This is a genomic window from Kitasatospora sp. NPDC056531, assembly GCF_042794375.1.
GTDB lineage: Bacteria > Actinomycetota > Actinomycetes > Streptomycetales > Streptomycetaceae > Kitasatospora.
The window spans coordinates 13,268-29,206 of sequence record NZ_JBHTTU010000036.1; the positions used below are offsets into that span (position 1 = coordinate 13,268).

Consider the following 15,939-nt stretch of genomic DNA (forward strand, 5'->3'; position numbering starts at 1 on the left):
GGCCTGGCGAAGCGTGCGGGTGGGTAAGCGCAAGGTCCGACAAGCAACCCGCTTGTGACGGGCGGGCGTTCGGTGTTCCGGACGCCCGCCCTTCGTCGTTATACGACGACGCCCGCCTTGACGACGTGCTTCAGGTGGCGGTCGGGGCGGGTGAGGACGGTGAGGTCGTCCAGGGGGTCGCCGTCGACGACGAGGAGGTCCGCGTGGGCGCCCGGGGCCAGGGTGCCGATCTCCCCCGCCATGCCGAGCAGCCGGGCCGCCGTCGTGGTGGCCGAGCGGAGTACGTCGGCGGGCGGCTGGACCTCGGCGCGGAGCGTGAACTCCTCCAACTGCGCCGGGTGCAGCGGGCCGAGCAGGTCACTGCCGTACACCAGGTTGACGCCCGCGCGGTGGGCGCGCTCCAGGGCGGCCAGGCCCTGGTCGCGGACCTCGGCCAGCTTGCGGAGGGAGGCCGGCGGCAGGCCGGAGCCGGCGCCGAGCCTGGCCGTCTGCGCGTACGCGACCAGCGTGGGCACCAGGAACGCGTCCTTCTCCAGCAGCAGCCCGATGTTTTCGTCGTCCAGCAGGTTGCCGTGCTCGACGCAGCGCACCCCGGCCCGCAGCGCGCGGTCGATCGCACGCGGGTGGTAGGCGTGCACGGTGACGTACCGGTTGTGGTTCTCCGCCTCCTCGACGGCCGCCCGGATCTCCTCCTCGCTGTACTGGACGGCGGCGATCTCGTCGTGCGGGGAGGCGACGCCGCCGGAGAGCAGGACCTTCAGATGGGCGGCACCCTTGCGGAACTCGTCCCGGGCGGCGGCGCGGACGGCGTCCACGCCGTCGGCGATCCGGCCGAAGTTGGGGCGGGACTCGCAGCAGGGCACCGAGTCGTCCCCGAGCGGGCGCAGGTCACCGTGGCCGCCGGTCTGGGAGAGCGCCTTGCCCCCGAAAACCAGCCGCGGACCGAGCGCGAGGCCCTCGTCCAGGGCCCGGGCCATGCCGTGGTCGGCGCCGCCCACGTCGCGGACGGTGGTGAAACCGCGGCGCAGCATCTGCTCGGCCTCGGCGAGGGCCCGGACGGTGAGGTAACCGGGGGTCCAGTTCGCCACCGCGGCAAGGTCGAGGGTCGTGACCAGCAGGTGGACGTGGGCATCGATCAGGCCGGGCAGGACGGTGGCGCCCTCGGCGTCCAGGACCCGGACGCCTTCGGCGGCGGCGGGCGGGCGGCCGGTGCCGGTGGCGGCGATCCGGCCGTCGACGGTCTCGATCCAGCCCAGGTCGGTGCGGGTGCCGTCCTCGGGGTGGAGCAGGTGGGCGTTGGTGAGCAGCAGCCGGGTCGGTCGGGTCATGGCGGTCGTCCCCTCCAGTTCAGTACGGGCCGTATTGAATACGACTCGTACTGAATACACCATGTATCGTTCTCCTGTGAACCCACCCCCGGCCGAGACCGCCGCTCCCCGACCGCCCCGCCGCCGCGTGCACACCCGGGCCCGGCTGCTCGCCGCGGCGAGCGAGCTCTTCCTCACCGTCGGCTTCGGGCGCACCAGCATCGAGGACATCTGCGCCGCGGCCGGCTACACCCGCGGGGCCTTCTACTCGAACTTCGCCGGCAAGGAGGACCTGCTGCTGGCGCTCTTCGACGACCAGGCCGCCGCGCGGATGGCCGAGCTGGAGAAACTGGCCGCCGCCTGCGAGGCGCTGGCGCCGCAGGAGCGGGCCCGGCTGCTGGTCGAGGCGCTGCTGCGGGTCGAGCCCGCGGAGAGCGGGTGGATCCTGCTGTTCCTGGAGTTCCGACTGGTCGCGGCCCGGTCCGAGACGCTGGCCGAGCAGGTCGCCACGCACGACCGGACGCTGGCGCGGGCGGCGGCGGACGTCCTGGAACGGGCGCTGCCCGAGCTGGTGCCTACGGGGGCGACCGCCCGGCAGGCGGCGGCGGTGATCCTGGCGGCGCGCGAGGGCCTGCTGGCCCGTACGGCAGCGGGCGGCGCGGTGGCCGAGGAGCTGATGGCGGCGACGGCGGCGGTGCTGTCGGGACTTCTGGGGCGCTGACGGAACGCCGAAGGGGCGGCACCCGTACGGTACGGGTGCCGCCCCTCGTGCGCGTCTCGCGGGCTAGATGATCAGGCTCAGCGGCAGGATCAGGGCGATCGCGACCACCGAAATCACCGTCTCCATCACCGACCAGGACTTCAGCGTCTGCCCGACGCTCATCCCGAAGTACTCCTTCACCAGCCAGAAGCCGGCGTCGTTGACGTGCGAAAGGAACAGCGAACCGGCACCGACCGCGAGCACCAGCAGGGCCGAGTGGGTCGAGGACATGTTGGCGGCGAGCGGGGAGACGATGCCGGCCGCGGTGATGGTGGCGACCGTCGCCGAGCCGGTGGCCAGGCGGATCAGCACCGCAATCAGCCAGCCCAGCAGCAGCGCCGAGATGTGCCACTGGCCCGACCAGTGACTGACCATGTCGCCGACGCCCACGTCGATCAGGGTCTGCTTGAAGCCGCCGCCCGCGCCGACGATGAAGACGATGCCCGCGATCGGGCCGAGCGACCTGCCGACGGTGTCGGAGATCCGGGCCTTGTCGAAACCGGCTGCCTTGCCGAGCGTCAGCATGGCGAGCAGGGTCGCGGCGAGCAGCGCGATCAGCGGGGAGCCGATGAAGTCGAACACCCGCTGGCCCATCGCCTTCGGGTCATCGATCACCACGTCGGCCAGGGCCTTGCCGAGCATCAGCACGACCGGCAGCAGGATGGTCGCCAGCACCGCGCCGAAGGACGGGGTGCGCTCGCGCTTGACCGTCTCCTCGGACGCTATGGCGGTCGGGATCTCCAGCGGGCCCACCCAGCGCTCCGCCACCCGGGCGAACAACGGACCGGCGATGATCAGGGTCGGGATCGCGATCAGCAGACCGAGCGCCAGGGTGATGCCGAGGTCGGCCTTCAGGGCGTCGATGGCCACCAGCGGGCCCGGGTGCGGGGGAACGAGGCCGTGCAGCACCGACAGACCGGCCAGGGCCGGAATGCCGACCCGCATCAACGGCACGTTGCCGCGGCGGGCGACCAGCAGCACGATCGGGATCAGCAGGACGACGCCGACCTCGAAGAACAGCGGCAGGCCGAGCACGGCGGCGATCAGCGCCATCGCCCAGGGCAGCGCCTTGTTGCCGGTCCGAGCCAGCACGGTGTCCGCGATGATGTTGGCGCCGCCCGAGTCCGCGAGCAGCTTGCCGAGCATCGCGCCCAGGCCGATCAGCAGACCGACGCTGGCCACGGTGGAGCCGAAGCCCGTCGAGAAGCTGCTCAGCAGCTTGTCGAAGGGCGCGCCCGAGATGGCGGCCAGCAGGCCGGAGCCGATCGTGAGGGCGAGGAACGGGTGCAGCTTCAGCTTGGTGATCGCCAGCACGATCGCGCCGATGCTGAGCAGCACCGCGATCAGCAGCTGGGAGTTGCTGCCGGTGTGCGGCAGGGCCGGTGGGGCGGCCGCCAGGAGGGTGGGGGCAATACTCATGCGCCCGCCTCGCTTCGCTCGGCAGGGGCATTCGCCCATACGCGCCTTCTGATGGCTCGCTCGCTTCGCTCGCTCACGTGAGGTCTCCATTGACGGGCCGCAGCAGCACCACGGCCTTCTCGACGAGTTCTTCGGGGGACGGGCCCACGTCCAGGACGGCGCCGCGCTCGTCCGCGCCCAGGGGTTCCAGGGCGGCGTACTGGGAGCCGAGCAGCGACGTCGGCATGAAGTGGCCGGTGCGGTGGGAGAGCCGGTCCTCGACCAGCTCGTGTCCGCCGCTGAGGTGCAGGAAGAAGGCATCCGGGGCGTCCACGCGCAGGATGTCGCGGTAGCCGTGCTTCAGCGCCGAGCAGGTGACAACGCCGCCGGTGCCGGCCTCGGTGCGCTCCTTGAGCCAGGCACCGATGGCGCGCAGCCAGGGCTCGCGGTCCTGGTCGTCCAGCGGGATGCCGGCGGACATCTTGGCGATGTTCGCCGGCGGGTGGAAGTCGTCCGCCTCGGCGAAGGGGAGATCGAGGCGGTCGGCCAGGAGGCGGGCCAGGGTCGTCTTGCCGACGCCGGAGACGCCCATCACCACGACGGTGAGGGGTGTGACCGGGTGGTCGTGGTTCTCGACGCTGAGAGCCATGGGTGGTGCTCCTTCGTTGCAGGCCGCCACTATCGCTTCAAAGATATGACGTATTCAAGTGCCAGAAACCAAATCGTCATACTTTTACTTCCCTGGGGGTGGGGCCTGGGAAGCGGGGGGTGCCTGCGGCGATCGGGTGGGGCCAGGGAAGGCGGGGATGCCATGGCGCTCGAGTGGGGCCCGAGAAGGCCGGGGCGCCTTCGGCTCCGGGGGTGGGTGGGGCCCGGGCGGGGGTGCCGGGGCCGGGCGGGGGGCGCTGACGGCATTGGGGTGGCGGGGCCGGACGGGGGTCGAGGTGGGGGCGGGGGCTCGACGGGTGGGTGAGGCGAGTCACGCGTGCGCCGGTGGGTGACGTGAGGGCTCGGGGCGGTGGGCGTCTAGGCTGGGCGGATGGAGATCCAGGGGCTGCCCGGTCGGGTGCTTGACGAGCTCGGGCCGGCGATCGCGTCGGGAGAGATTCCCGAGGGCGCGGTGCTGCGCGGGGAGGAGCTGGAGGATCGGTTCGGGGTGTCCCGGACGGTGGTCCGGGAGGCGGTGCGGGTCCTGGAGGGGATGCGCCTGGTGGCCTCCCGGCGGCGGGTCGGGATCACCGTGCAGCCCAAGTCGCTCTGGGACGTGTTCGACCCGATGGTGATCCGCTGGCGACTGGCCGGCTCGGACCGCTCGGCCCAGCTGCGCTCGCTCGGCTCACTGCGGGTGGCCGTCGAGCCCGCCGCCGCCGCGCTCGCCGCCGTGCACGCCACCGACGACGACCGGCGCGAACTCAGCTCGCTGGCCGTGGAGTTGACGGTCACCGCGCGGGCCGCCGACCTGACCACCTTCCTCGGGCACGACATCGCCTTCCACTCCCTGGTGCTGCGCGCGTCCGGCAACGAGATGTTCGCCCACCTCGGGGACACCGTGGGGGCGGTGCTCACCGGGCGGACCGAGTACCATCTGATGCCCCATCAGCCGGAGTCGTACGCGATCCGGTTGCACCGCGAGGTCGCGGAGGCGATCTGCGCGGGGGACGCCGCCCACGCCGAGGCGGCGATGCGGACGATCGTGACGGGCGCTCTGGAGGAGCTCAACCAGCAGTTGGGCTGAGCGCCTTACCCGGCGCGTGCGCCGACGGGGCACTGCCGCATGCCCGGATGGCACGATTTGGCAGCAGTTCGGTGGATTCGGACGCATAGTCCTGGTTCGGTGGGGCAGAGTGAGGCAGGGGGGCGCTTTTTGTGTGCGCCCGTTCCGTGTCCGCCATCGAATTCGCGCCTGGGGGTCGCCCGATGTCCGTGCCACGCCGCCGTCGCCGCCTGCCCGACGAGGTGCGCGCCGCCGCAGTCCGGGCGGTGCTCTGCCTGGCCTTCACCCTGGTGGGTGTGGTGGTCGCGACCTTGGCGTCGTACGCGGGCAGTTGGCTGATGACGCCCGCGCTGATGGCGATGGGGCTCGGAGTGTTCGGCACGATGTGGTGCCTGTTGGAGATCCTGATCTCCCGCCAGGTCGCCGCCCAGCGGATGCGCGGGCCGAACTCCGCGTACCCGATGGCGGGCGGCCGGGTGGCCCCCGAACCGCCGGCCGCCCGGCCGCTCCCCCGCCCCGGCGGCGCGCCGCCGCAGCCGTACCCGCCCCAGCACCCGCACCCGCACCCGCACCCGCACCCGCCGCAGCAGCCGTACCAGCGCCGGGTGCCGACCGCGTAGCCGGACGACACCCGACCCGGCGTCAGGGCACTCCCCTGGAGTCGGGCGCATGGAGTTCTTCCGTTCCAAGGCAGCACCCCAGTACGACCCCGACCTCACCGCCCTGACGACCGACCAGGCCGACCACCTGCGTGAGCTGGTCCGGCAGTACCACGCGGGCATCGGTGTGCGGGCGACCGTCGCCGGCCGGACCGTCCAGCGAGCCGAGGGCACCAGCAACCTGTACAACCTCGCCGAGTTCTGCCGCCGCGCCGAGCCGGGCGAGTGGCCCCAGCTGGTGGAGCGCCACTTCCGCGCCCTAGCCGGCGCCGGCGAGTCCACCCCGCAGAGCCGGGACGACGTCCTCCGCTGCGCCTACCTCCGACTGCTCGCCGACGACGCGATCCCGGCCGAGACGGCGTCCTCCTTCAGCTACCTCCGGCCGGTCGCGACCGGCCTGATGGAGGCGCTCTACCTCGACCTTTCCGACACCGTGCGGGCGTTGGACGACCGCTTCGTCGCCGAGGTCGGACTGGAGCGGCTGCGGGCCGCCGGGCGGGCCAACCTGATCGCCGATCCGGTGGAGTGCGACGCCCTGGAGGGCCCGACCGAGGGCTCGACCCTGTACGCGGTGACCGGCGACTCGATGTTCACGGCCAGCAAGGCGCTGGTGCTGGACGAGTTGGCCCGCGCGGTGACCGGACGCGAACTCGCGCAGGACGGTGCCCTGTTCACCGCGCCCAGCCGGGACTACCTGTTCTTCCACCCGTTGGCCGAACCGCAGGTGGCGGGCGCCGTCAACGACTTGGCCTCGATCGCGCTGCGCGTCCACTCGGAGAACCCGGGGCCGCTCTCGCCCCGGCTCTACTGGTGGCACCAGGGCACGGTCACCAACCTGACTCAGATCGACGAGGCCCAGCGCTCCTTCTCCATCGCGCCGCCCGCCGAACTCATGGCGGTCCTGCGCCGGTTGAAGGACAGCTAGTCCAGCGGGACCGCCCGGTAGTGGGTGGTCAGCCGCCGGTCGCCGTCCAGGACGTGGAAGGCGAGCATCGGCGGGTGGTCGAAGGAGATGCCGCGCCCGCCCTCGCAGGGCAGCGTGATGGTGGAGACCACGCCGGGCGCGACCAGCACCGGCAGTCCGGCGAAGGTGGTCGCGGCGGGGGTGTGGGAGTGGCCGCAGAGCAGGGCGGCGACCCGGGGGTGGCGGCTCAGCACCTGCGCCAGCCGCTCCTCGCCGAACTGGCGGATCCCGTCGACCATCGGTATGTGCAGTTCGACCGGCGGGTGGTGGAAGGCCACCAGGGCGGGCAACTCGGTGCGGCCTTCGGCGAGTCGGGCGTCCAGCCAGTCGAGCGTGCGGTCGTCCAGCAGGCCGTCGTGCTGACCGGGGATGGACGAGTCGAGCATCAGCACGTCGGCGCCGGGCAGTCGGTGCAGCCGGTTCACCGGCTCCTCCCCCGGCTCCTCGCCGAGCAGCACCTCCCGGTACGGCGCCCGGGTGTCGTGGTTGCCGGGACAGGTGAGCACCGGGTGTCGGGAGGTCAGCACCTTGGCCACCTGCTCGTACTCGGCGGGCAGGCCGTGGTCGGCGAGGTCGCCGGTGACCAGCACCGCGTCCAGCGGGCCGGGCAGGGCATTGAGGTACGCCATCACCTGCTCGGCCCGCCGCCGAGCCCGCTTGCCGCGGTCCCGGCGGTGGTCCTGGCCGAGGTGGATGTCACTGAGGTGCGCGATCGTCAGCATGGTGATCACGCTAGTCAGTTCAGGACTGCGCGGGAACCTCCGCGGGGCGCTTGAACATCCGGGTGGCGGTGATCTCGCCGTGGATGGTCGGGCCGTCCGGGTCAGGCTGGGCCGGCAGGCCGGGGCGCAGGTGCTCCTCCACCGAGATGTACTTGAGGCCGGCCCGCAGGTCGGCGTCGTTGCGCAGGCGGATCACCAGTGGGAACTCGGCGAGCGCCGTGGTGTCGAACAGGCCGGTGGTGTAGATGAGCTGGACGCCGAGCGCGTCGGCCACGGCCCGCTGGAGCTCCAGCAGGTAGGTGGCGTTGGCGCGGCCGATCGGGTTGTCCAGGAACAGCGTGCCCGCGTGGCGCAGCTGGGACTGGCCGCGGTCGTTGGCGCGCAGCGCGGCCATCGTGCAGTAGAGCGCGATGGCCGCGGTGAGCAGCTGGCCGCCGGAGAAGACGTCGGACATCTGGCCGACGCCCACCCGCTCCGCGCGCAGCACCGCGTCGGGCTTGAGGATCTCGACGCTGACGCCCTTGGGGCCGATCGCGGCGGCGACACCGCGCAGCAGCAGGGACATGCCGTCGCGGCGCAGGTCGCTGTTCTTCTTGACGGCGGCGCGGGTGGCCTCGTCGATGACCTCGCCGAGGCGCTCGACCAGGGTGGCGTGGTCCGGGTCCTCGAAGCGGATCCGCAGGAACTCCTGGCCGGACCACTCCCCCAGGCCCTCGGGCAGCCGGGACAGCCGCTGGGCGGCGCGCAGGGTGGTGAGCGAGGACTCGACCAGGCCGCGCAGCCGGTCCACGATCGAGCCGCGGTTCTTCTCCAGCTGGGTGAGCTCGTCGGTGAGCACCCGCAGCCGGGGCGCGAACGCGGCGGCCCAGGCGGCGGCGTGCTCGGGCAGCGCGGAGGCGGGCAGTTCACGGATCTGCTGGCGGGCGGGGGTGCGGACGGCCTCGTAGCGGGCGGCGTTGGCGTGCCGGACCAGCGCGTCGGAGGCGTCGCGGACGGCGAGTTCGGCGGAGGACAACTCGCCGGCCGCGGTACGAAGGGTGCGTCGGGCCTCGGTGGCGGTGGTCCGGGCCTCGGCCAGGGAGCCGAGGTACGGCTCGGCCGGGTCGTCCGTGTCCTCCTGGTGGTCGCGCAGGCCGTCGCGCAGTTGGCCGGCCAGTTCGTCGAAGTCGGCGGCGGCGGACTGGGCGGTGTCGAAGGTGCGCTGGAGGTCGGAGTGTGCGGTGCGGGCCGAGTCCACGGCCTCGCGGCACTCGGCGAGCCGGCTGGTGGCGGTGCGCAGCAGGGTCTGGGCGTGCTCGGGGTCGGTGGGGACGAGGTCCTCGGGCAGCTCGGTGTGCGCCTCGCCGTCGGCGGGGGCGGAGCGTTCGGCCTCGCCGCGCAGCCGGCCGAGCTGCTCGCTGGCGGCGGCGGAGCGGGCCTCGATGGTGGCGACCAGCTCCTCGGCGCGGGCGGCGGCGGCCTGGCGGGCCGGGCCGTCGGCGCCGTCGGGGCTGCCGAGCAGTTCCTCGGCGCGGGTGCGGACCTTGTTGGTGAGGCGGTCGAGTTCGGCTGCGGCACCGGCCTCGTCACCCTCGGCGCGGGCCTGTTCGGCGCGCAGGTCGGCGCCGACGCCGACCTTCTCGTAGAGCTGGGAGGCGGCCCGGTAGGCCTCGCGCAGGGCGGGCAGTGCGGCGGGGGCGATCTGCTCGGCGGGCTCGTCGGACTGCTCGGCGGCGGGGATCTCGGCGCGTTCGGCGCGCAGCGCGCGGCCGGTGCGGCGGGCGTCGTCGGCGGCGCGCTGGGCGGCGCGGCGGTCCTCGTCGCAGGTGCGGGCGCGTTCGGCGCAGACGGCCTGGCGGCGGTCGCACTCGGCGGCGTCCTCGCCCAACTCGCGCTGGCGGCGGCCCCAGTTGGCGCGTTCGCGCAGTCGGAAGGCGAGGCCGGAGAGGGCGTCGGCGCGGCGGCGGGCGCGCTGGGCGGCCTCGCGGTGCTCCTCGTGCGCGGAGGCGGCGGTGGCGTGGTCGGTCTCGGCCTCGTCGTGGTCGGCGCGCAGGGTGGCCAGCGCGGCGGCGGACTGCTCGGCGTGCTCGCGGGCGGCCTCGGCGGCGGCGGCGAGTTCGGCGAGGGTGCCGGGCGGGCAGCTGGCGTGCCAGGAGGCGAGGCGGGCGGCGAGGGCGCGGTCGGCGCCGAGGCGGCCGGCGAGTTCGCGGATGTGCTCCTCGCGGGCACTGGCGCGGGCGCGCAGTTCGCGGCGCTCGCCATCGGCGGCGGACTCGTCGTGCATGGCCGGGTTCGGCGGCACCAGGAAGAACGCGGGCTCGTCGGTGATCGGGGCGATCAGTGAGGCGGCGGCGCCCACGGCCACGGTGGAGCGCGGCAGCAGGGCGGCGGCCTGCAAGGCCTCGCGGGCGCGCTCCAGCGAGGACGGGTCGGTGACCACGACGCCGTCGACCAGTTCGGGGCGGGCGGCGAGGATCGCCTCGTGGTCGGCCGGGTCGACGGACTGGGCGAGGTAGCGCCAGCCGGGCAGGGCCGGGATGCCGTGCTCGGCGAGGTACTCGACGGTGGCCAGCACGTCGGGGCCGGGCGGCAGCAGGCCGCCGTCGCCGAGCGCGGCGAGGATGCGGGAGTCGTCGGCGGCGGCGGTGCGCAGGTCGAACAGGGTGCGCTCGGCGGTGGCGATGGCCTCGTCGAGGAGTTCGCGCAGGTACTCGGCGTTGCGGTCGAGCACGGCGGGGGTGAGGAAGCCGGCATCCTCCTCGGCCCCGTCCTGGTACGGGGTCAGGGAGAGCAGGTCGGCGAGCCGCTGCTCGGTGGCGAGCAGGGCAGCGGTGCGCTGTTCGGCGGCCAGGGCCCGGGCGGCGCCCTTGCGGGCGTCGCCGGCCCGCTCGGCGGCGAGTTCGGCGCGCGAGGTGGCCGCGGCGGCCTCGCGCAGCCGGGCGGCGGAGGCCTCGGCGGCGGTGCGGGCCTGGGCGAGGGCAGCGGCGGCGGCCTTCTCGACGTCGGCGGCGTGCAGTGCGGCGCGGGCCGGGTCTACGTCGCCGTCGGCGTCGATGAAGCCGGCCTCGACGGCGGCGGCGGTCTCCTGCTCGACCTCGGCGAGGCGCTGGCGCAGGTGCTCGGCCTCGCTGCGGGCCTTCTGGGCGGCGGTGGCGGCCTCGGTGGCGTCGGACTGCGCCCTGGCGCCGTCCGCCTGGAGCTCGCCGGCGCGCTGCTCCTCGGTGTCGGCGCGGGACTCGGCGGCCGCGGCGGCGGTCTCCAGGGCGCGGGCGAGCGCGGTGGCGGCGGCGGCGCGGGCGGCGAGCGCGGGGGCGGCGTCCAGCTCGGCCTCGCGGATGGCTGCGGCGACCCGGGCGACCCGGTCGGCGGCGGCGCGGTGGCGCAGGACGGCTTCGGCGGCCTGCCAGGCGGAGTGCAGGGTGCGGGCGTCGATGAGTTCGCGGCGCAGTGCGGCGGCCTCGGCGGTGGCCGCGGCGAGGCTCAACGTGGCGTGCCGGTGGGTGAGTTCGTCGGCGATCAGGCTGTGCCGGGTGCGGTCCGCCTCGGCGGCGGTGACGGCGCTCGCGGCGGCGGCGACCTCGATGGCGAGGTCCTGGGCGCGGTCGCGTTCGGCGGCGGCGCGGGAGGTGAGGGCGTGGGCGAGGCGGCGGGTGCGGCGTTCGGCGGTGCGGTGGGCCTCGCGGACGGTCTCGCGGGCGGTGGTGGCCTCGACGATGCGTTCCAGCAGGTCGAGCGAGCCGGCGGTGAAGTCGCGTTCGGCGGTGAGTTCGGCGCGGCGGCCGAGCTTGGCGGCGAAGCCGTGCACGAGGTCGGCGAGGCCGTCGGTGTCCCGGGTGTCGGTGACGGCGCGCAGCAGCAGGTCGGTGAAGTCGCTGTCGTGCTTGACCGCGAAGAGGCCGGCCGCCTCGCCCTCGTCGGCGTTCATCTCGCGCTGGTAGCGGAAGAGTTCGGGGTCGAGGCCGAGTTCGCCGAGGTGCTCGGTCCAGCGGTCGTGGCCGTCCTCGAAGACCAGGTCGAGGTGGGGGTGGGCCTTGCCGGCCTCGGTGAGGGCGTCGCGGAAGCCCTTCATGGTGCGGCGGCGGCCGCGGGCCTTCTGGTCGCCGGCCAGGCTGACCCGTTCGGCGACCGGCAGCGAGTCGAGGGTGAGGCCGGGGCCGGGGCGGAAGGAGTACCAGGTCTCGGCGAACTTGCGCGGGTCGGAGGAGACCTGGCGGCCGCGCCACTCGCTGACCTTGCCGACCACGATCAGCTCGCCGGTGACGGTGTGCTGCCACTCCAGGGCGACGTGGCCGCAGTCGTCGGCGAGCAGGAACTTGCGCAGCACGCCGGAGCTGGCACCGCCGAGGGTGTTGCGGTGGCCGGGGAGCATCACCGAGAAGATCAGCTTGAGCAGGACGGACTTGCCGCCGCCGTTCTCCAGGAAGAGCACGCCGGCCGGGGCGGGGCGGCGGACCGGGCCGTCGGTGTCCTCACCGAACAGGCCGATCTGCTGCGGGGCCGGGTCGGCGACGGGCTCGCCGACGCCGCGCAGGTCGAGCACCGTGTCGGCGTAGCGGGCGCCGGCCGGTCCGATCGAGTAGAGGCGGACCCGGTTGAGCTCGTACATGTGCGGCGGTTCTCCGTGCGTCTGTGGGGCGTCTGTGGGGTTGTCAGAGCGAGTGGAACGGCAGGCCGGCGTCGGCGACCAGCTCGTCTCCGGTGTCCGGCGGCAGCAGGCTGGCGGTGCCGTCGGAGACCGGGACGATGCCGAGGTCGAGCAGTTCGGCCATCGCGGCGCTCCCGGCCAGGTCGCGGACCTGGAGCTGATAGCGGGCGGTGGTGCGGTAGGTGCCGCCGGAGTCGTCGGAGACCTTCTGCAGGAAGCCGGAGTCGACCAGGAACATGACGGCCTTGGCGACGATGCCGATGGTGGAGCCGGCGAGGCGACGGGCGTCCTTGGTGGCGCCGGTGGCGGTGCGCCGGGCCCAGACCCGCCAGGCGGCCTCCAGGCCGGGGGCGTCGGAGGCCGGGTCGGTGTTGGCGCCCTCGGCGTCGGCCTGCTCCTCCAGCCGGCGGCAGGCCTGGCGGACGAAGGAGTCGACGCCGTTGACGGTGATCCGGCCGAGGTAGCCGTCGTCGGCGAGGTCCTCGGGGCGGGGGAAGGCCATCGCGGCGACGGCGAGGTGGGCCAGGCCGTGCAGGAAGCGGTCGGTGGACTCGGAGGCGGCGCGGCGCGAGTAGTCGCCCATCCGGACGGCGAACAGCGAGTCCTCGGCGGCGGCGACGGCCATGCCGGCCCGCGGCGAGACCTCCAGGACGACCAGGCCCATGCCGGTGGCGATGGCGTCGGCGAGGCGGGCGAACGGCGGGTCCTCGCGGTGGCGGCGGACGAGTTCGGCGTATTCGGCGTCGCGGGCCGGGAGCAGCTTGGCCTGGAGACCGAAGGAGACCAGCCGGGCGGCGTCGGCGACGTCGGCGGGGGTGATCGGCGCGGGGGCCGCGGGTTCGGTCTCCGCCGCCCAGGACGTGTCGTGGTGGGTCGTCACGGGCGGTGCTCCTCGGGGCTGTTGCTGTTGCGGCCAGTTGCTGGTCGCGGTGTCTGGTGGTGCGTCACGGTCGGTGCCTGGAAGGTCGGGTGCCTGGAATCTCGATGCCTGGAAGGTCTGGCGCCTGGAAGGCCGCTGCCCGGCCGGTCAGCCGGCGTCCTTGCGGTCGGCCGCCATCCCGACCGCGTCGAGCAGGGCGCTGCCGACGATCAGGTCGGCGCCGCCGAACTCCGGGTCGCGCAGCGGGGTGCCGTCGTCCACGGCGAACAGCAGCCGCTCCTCGCCCTGGCGGTAGGCGGTGCCGACCGGCGGGCTGGCCGCGTGCACGGCCAACAGGGCGACCAGGTAGGGGAGTTCCGGGTCCTGCTTGCGGGCGTCGGCGAGCAGGCCGGAGAGCCGACGGGGGGCGTCCGGGGGCAGGTCGAGCAGCTCCAGGGCGGATTCCAGCTGGGCTTCGGAGAAGCGGCTGTCGTCCGGGGTGGCGACCAGGTCCGGGTCGGGCAGTTCGGCGCCGAGGTGCTCTCGCTCGACCGGCGGGGTGAGCAGCAGGTCGACCAGGTCGGCGACCCGGACGGAGACGGGCGTGCGCAGTCCGGCGCCGCGGGTGAAGAAGGCGCCGGTAGGGCGGACGGCCTGCTCTATCGGCAGCCGCAGCACGGGGGCGAGCAGCTGTCCGTACAGGTCGATGCCGCTACGGGCTCCGGGGGTGGCGAAGGCCTGGCGGTCCTGCTCGGCGCGGAACAGCGGGCCGGCCTCCAGCAGGCGGGTCTGCAGCTTCGTGTGGCGGCGGATGCAGTCCTTGACGATGTCGAGCAGCTCGGCGGCGCGGCGCTTGTGCTCCGCCCCTTCAGGCGTGTGGGGCTCGGCCTCGTCGCGGGCCTTGCGAATGTTGGTGAGAATCGCGTTCTCGTGCCGGTAACGGTCGGCGATGTGGTCCAGCGCCTCGTCGATGAGGTCCGGGACGGCGCGCATCCAGTCGACGGCCCGGACGTTACGGCGGGTGGCGTCGAGGGCGCGGCGCAGCGTCTCGGCGTACTGGACGGTGCGGTAACGGGCCTGCTCGGCGGCGAGCTGGGCGTCGGCCAGCCGGCCGCGGCGGATCAGCACCTCCAGCTTGACCTCGGCGGCGATCTGCGCCGAGGTGACGTCGGTGTCGAGCGCGCCGACCAGGACGTTGACGGCCTCGTCGGTGGTGCGCAGGTAGACGCCGCCGTCGGGGCCGGGGACCTCCTCGATCAGCTTGAAGTCGTAGTCGCGCCGGACGTACTCGCCGTCCGCGCCGAAGGTGCCGTAGACGGCGCGGAAACCGCGGTCCACGCTGCCGACGTTGATCAGCGACTCCAGCACCCAGCGGGCGACCCGCTCGTGCTCGGCGGTGTGACGGGTCGGGGCCTGGGCGGCGACCCGGGGCAGCAGCCGGGCGAGCACTATCTCGCGGTCGGCCCCGGTGTCGAAGTCCATGTGCAGGGTGACCAGGTCGATCGCGGCGAGGCCGACCTCGGCCATCGCGTAGCCGCCGTACTCGCCGGCCAGGTTGACCTTGCGGTTGTCCAGGTCGTGGAGCGGGGCCGTGCAGGCCAGCGCCTTGAGCCGGCGGGCCAGGCCTTCGTCGGCGGCGGGGCCGGGCGCGGGCCGCGCGGGGGCGGCGGGCCCGGCGGGCGGCCGGAGGCCGTGCTCGGTGGGCGGGTCAGCGATGGCGGTCACGGTGGACAAGATTAGAGGTTCGCACCGACATCGACCGAAACGGACCTTGCGAGCGGGCCGGACGGCAGGTGGGAGGCGGTGTGCGGGCCGGATTCAGAACGGGGTTTCGACGGGATTCCGCCATTCCCGAACCGGTATTCGACAAATCCGCGAGGGCAGCCGGAGGGTCCCGTGATGATCGACGCATGATCACCCGACTGGCGAAAGCGGCCTCGTGGCTGCGTTGTCCGTGACCGCCCTCACCACCGGTGCCGCCGTCGCCGCACCGGCCGACGTGCCGAGCCCCGCGGCCCGGCACGTGACCGTCTCGTGAGCGTCCTGCCGGACGGCCGCCACCTGGACGCCGTGCTGATCGGCACCCGGCAGCCAGCGGGCCGGTGGCCGGCGGGGCCCAGGTGTACGTCCAGGGCAGCAACCTGGCGTACGGCTCGATCGCCTTCGGCGGGGTGCCGGCCGCGCACGTGCCCTGCGGGCCGCCCTTCTGCTCGGCCACCGCTCCGGCGGCCGCCGGGGAGAGCATGTTGAACACGTTCAAATCTAGGGTCTAGAGTCGACTGTGCGCAGACGGGACAAGGCCCGCCTGCACTTTCGGCATGTGCGCGTGCTCGGCGCGCGCGGGAGGTGTGCGAGATGGACGGCGACCCTGCGGTCATCCTGCGGCGGGCCCGGCGGTGGCTCCGGTTCTTCGTGGTCTGCCTGGTGCTCAGCGGCCTGACCGCCTTCCCGCTGGAGACCGAGACCCGCTGGCTGGTCGACTTCGCCTCCGGCCCGGCCGCCCCGCTGACCGACCACTTCCCGGCCACCCTCGCCTGGTTCGAACGGGTCCACCGGGGCGTCGCCGAGACCGACGAGCGCTACCCCTTCCTGGCGTACGGCACCGACTGGCTGGCCTTCGCCCACCTGGTGATCGCCGCCGCCTTCCGGGGGCCGCTCAAGGACCCGGTCCGCAACATCTGGGTGATCCGCTGGGCGGTACTCGCCTGCGGTGCCGTGATCCCCCTGGCGCTGATCTGCGGACCGCTGCGCGGGATTCCGGTGGCGTGGCGGTTTATCGACATGTCGTTCGGAATCCTGGGCGTCATTCCGCTGCTGATCGTGTTGCGGTCCCTGCGTCCGCTGGAACGTTCCTTCCAAGAACGCCTGGCCGCGAGCTGAGTCGGCGGCCCCCGAGCCGCCCCGGGGCGCGCGAGCTGAGACCGCGCGCCGG

At 73.9% G+C, this 15,939-nt stretch carries 13 protein-coding genes; 6 read left to right on the forward strand and 7 right to left on the reverse strand.

Going from position 1 to position 15,939, the window contains the following annotated elements; translation table 11 throughout:
• Positions 1-98 precede the first annotated feature (98 nt).
• Positions 99-1,328 (reverse strand): amidohydrolase family protein, encoded by a 1,230-nt coding sequence (locus ACFQ87_RS26500; RefSeq protein ID WP_380613318.1) that lies wholly within the window; start codon positions 1,326-1,328, stop codon positions 99-101.
• Between the two features lie 76 nt (positions 1,329-1,404).
• Here ACFQ87_RS26500 and ACFQ87_RS26505 point away from each other — a divergent pair, with 76 nt between their 5' ends.
• Positions 1,405-2,028 carry a TetR/AcrR family transcriptional regulator gene (locus ACFQ87_RS26505; RefSeq protein ID WP_380613319.1) on the forward strand — a complete coding sequence of 208 codons (624 nt, stop codon included), beginning with the start codon at positions 1,405-1,407 and terminating at the stop codon, positions 2,026-2,028.
• A 63-nt stretch (positions 2,029-2,091) separates the two neighbouring features.
• On the opposite strand, the gene ACFQ87_RS26510 is transcribed toward ACFQ87_RS26505, so the two are convergent.
• On the reverse strand, positions 2,092-3,486 hold the full coding sequence (locus ACFQ87_RS26510) for a gluconate:H+ symporter (RefSeq protein WP_380613320.1): 1,395 nt from the start codon (positions 3,484-3,486) through the stop codon (positions 2,092-2,094).
• 73 nt (positions 3,487-3,559) lie between these two features.
• A complete protein-coding gene (locus ACFQ87_RS26515) occupies positions 3,560-4,114 on the reverse strand; it encodes a gluconokinase (protein WP_380613321.1) in 555 nt (184 codons plus the stop codon).
• Between the two features lie 390 nt (positions 4,115-4,504).
• Here ACFQ87_RS26515 and ACFQ87_RS26520 point away from each other — a divergent pair, with 390 nt between their 5' ends.
• From ACFQ87_RS26520 to ACFQ87_RS26530, 3 genes are all read left to right on the forward strand, one after another.
• Positions 4,505-5,200: a FadR/GntR family transcriptional regulator gene (locus ACFQ87_RS26520; protein ID WP_380613322.1), complete on the forward strand. Its 696-nt coding sequence runs from the start codon at positions 4,505-4,507 to the stop codon at positions 5,198-5,200.
• 182 nt (positions 5,201-5,382) lie between these two features.
• Entirely contained in the window at positions 5,383-5,799 is a 417-nt protein-coding gene (locus ACFQ87_RS26525) for a hypothetical protein (protein WP_380613323.1), read from the forward strand.
• A gap of 49 nt (positions 5,800-5,848) precedes the next feature.
• Positions 5,849-6,763: a hypothetical protein gene (locus ACFQ87_RS26530; RefSeq protein ID WP_380613324.1), complete on the forward strand. Its 915-nt coding sequence runs from the start codon at positions 5,849-5,851 to the stop codon at positions 6,761-6,763.
• Here the strand turns inward: ACFQ87_RS26530 and ACFQ87_RS26535 are convergent.
• The 4 genes from ACFQ87_RS26535 to ACFQ87_RS26550 all read right to left on the reverse strand — a co-directional run bounded on the left by ACFQ87_RS26535 (position 6,760) and on the right by ACFQ87_RS26550 (position 14,732).
• The gene (locus ACFQ87_RS26535) at positions 6,760-7,524 is read right to left on the reverse strand and encodes a metallophosphoesterase (RefSeq protein ID WP_380613325.1); all 765 of its coding nucleotides are present in this window, start codon (positions 7,522-7,524) and stop codon (positions 6,760-6,762) included. The two genes, ACFQ87_RS26530 and ACFQ87_RS26535, sit on opposite strands and share 4 nt — an antisense overlap.
• A 19-nt stretch (positions 7,525-7,543) precedes the next feature.
• Positions 7,544-12,109, reverse strand: a complete 4,566-nt coding sequence (locus ACFQ87_RS26540; protein WP_380613326.1) for a hypothetical protein — start codon at positions 12,107-12,109, stop codon at positions 7,544-7,546.
• 43 nt (positions 12,110-12,152) lie between these two features.
• A complete protein-coding gene (locus ACFQ87_RS26545; RefSeq protein ID WP_380613327.1) occupies positions 12,153-13,028 on the reverse strand; it encodes a hypothetical protein in 876 nt (291 codons plus the stop codon).
• A gap of 147 nt (positions 13,029-13,175) precedes the next feature.
• Positions 13,176-14,732 (reverse strand): hypothetical protein, encoded by a 1,557-nt coding sequence (locus tag ACFQ87_RS26550; RefSeq protein WP_380613328.1) that lies wholly within the window; start codon positions 14,730-14,732, stop codon positions 13,176-13,178.
• Positions 14,733-15,109: 377 nt separating this feature from the next.
• On the opposite strand from ACFQ87_RS26550, the gene ACFQ87_RS26555 reads away from it, so the two are divergent.
• Together ACFQ87_RS26555 and ACFQ87_RS26560 are read left to right on the forward strand one after the other, a co-directional pair.
• Entirely contained in the window at positions 15,110-15,280 is a 171-nt protein-coding gene (locus ACFQ87_RS26555) for a hypothetical protein (protein WP_380613329.1), read from the forward strand.
• A gap of 82 nt (positions 15,281-15,362) precedes the next feature.
• Positions 15,363-15,887, forward strand: coding sequence for a hypothetical protein (locus ACFQ87_RS26560; protein ID WP_380613330.1), 525 nt, complete (start codon positions 15,363-15,365; stop codon positions 15,885-15,887).
• Positions 15,888-15,939 lie beyond the last annotated feature (52 nt).

Excerpts from the sequence above, each read along its gene's own strand:
- ACFQ87_RS26500 (WP_380613318.1), bottom strand. The coding sequence starts at position 1,328 with ATGACCCGACCGACCCGGCTGCTGCTCACCAACGCCCACCTGCTCCAC.
- ACFQ87_RS26510 (WP_380613320.1), bottom strand. The coding sequence starts at position 3,486 with ATGAGTATTGCCCCCACCCTCCTGGCGGCCGCCCCACCGGCCCTGCCG.
- ACFQ87_RS26515 (WP_380613321.1), bottom strand. The coding sequence starts at position 4,114 with ATGGCTCTCAGCGTCGAGAACCACGACCACCCGGTCACACCCCTCACC.
- ACFQ87_RS26520 (WP_380613322.1), top strand. The coding sequence starts at position 4,505 with ATGGAGATCCAGGGGCTGCCCGGTCGGGTGCTTGACGAGCTCGGGCCG.
- ACFQ87_RS26525 (WP_380613323.1), top strand. The coding sequence starts at position 5,383 with ATGTCCGTGCCACGCCGCCGTCGCCGCCTGCCCGACGAGGTGCGCGCC.
- ACFQ87_RS26530 (WP_380613324.1), top strand. The coding sequence starts at position 5,849 with ATGGAGTTCTTCCGTTCCAAGGCAGCACCCCAGTACGACCCCGACCTC.
- ACFQ87_RS26535 (WP_380613325.1), bottom strand. The coding sequence starts at position 7,524 with ATGCTGACGATCGCGCACCTCAGTGACATCCACCTCGGCCAGGACCAC.
- ACFQ87_RS26540 (WP_380613326.1), bottom strand. The coding sequence starts at position 12,109 with ATGTACGAGCTCAACCGGGTCCGCCTCTACTCGATCGGACCGGCCGGC.
- ACFQ87_RS26560 (WP_380613330.1), top strand. The coding sequence starts at position 15,363 with ATGGACGGCGACCCTGCGGTCATCCTGCGGCGGGCCCGGCGGTGGCTC.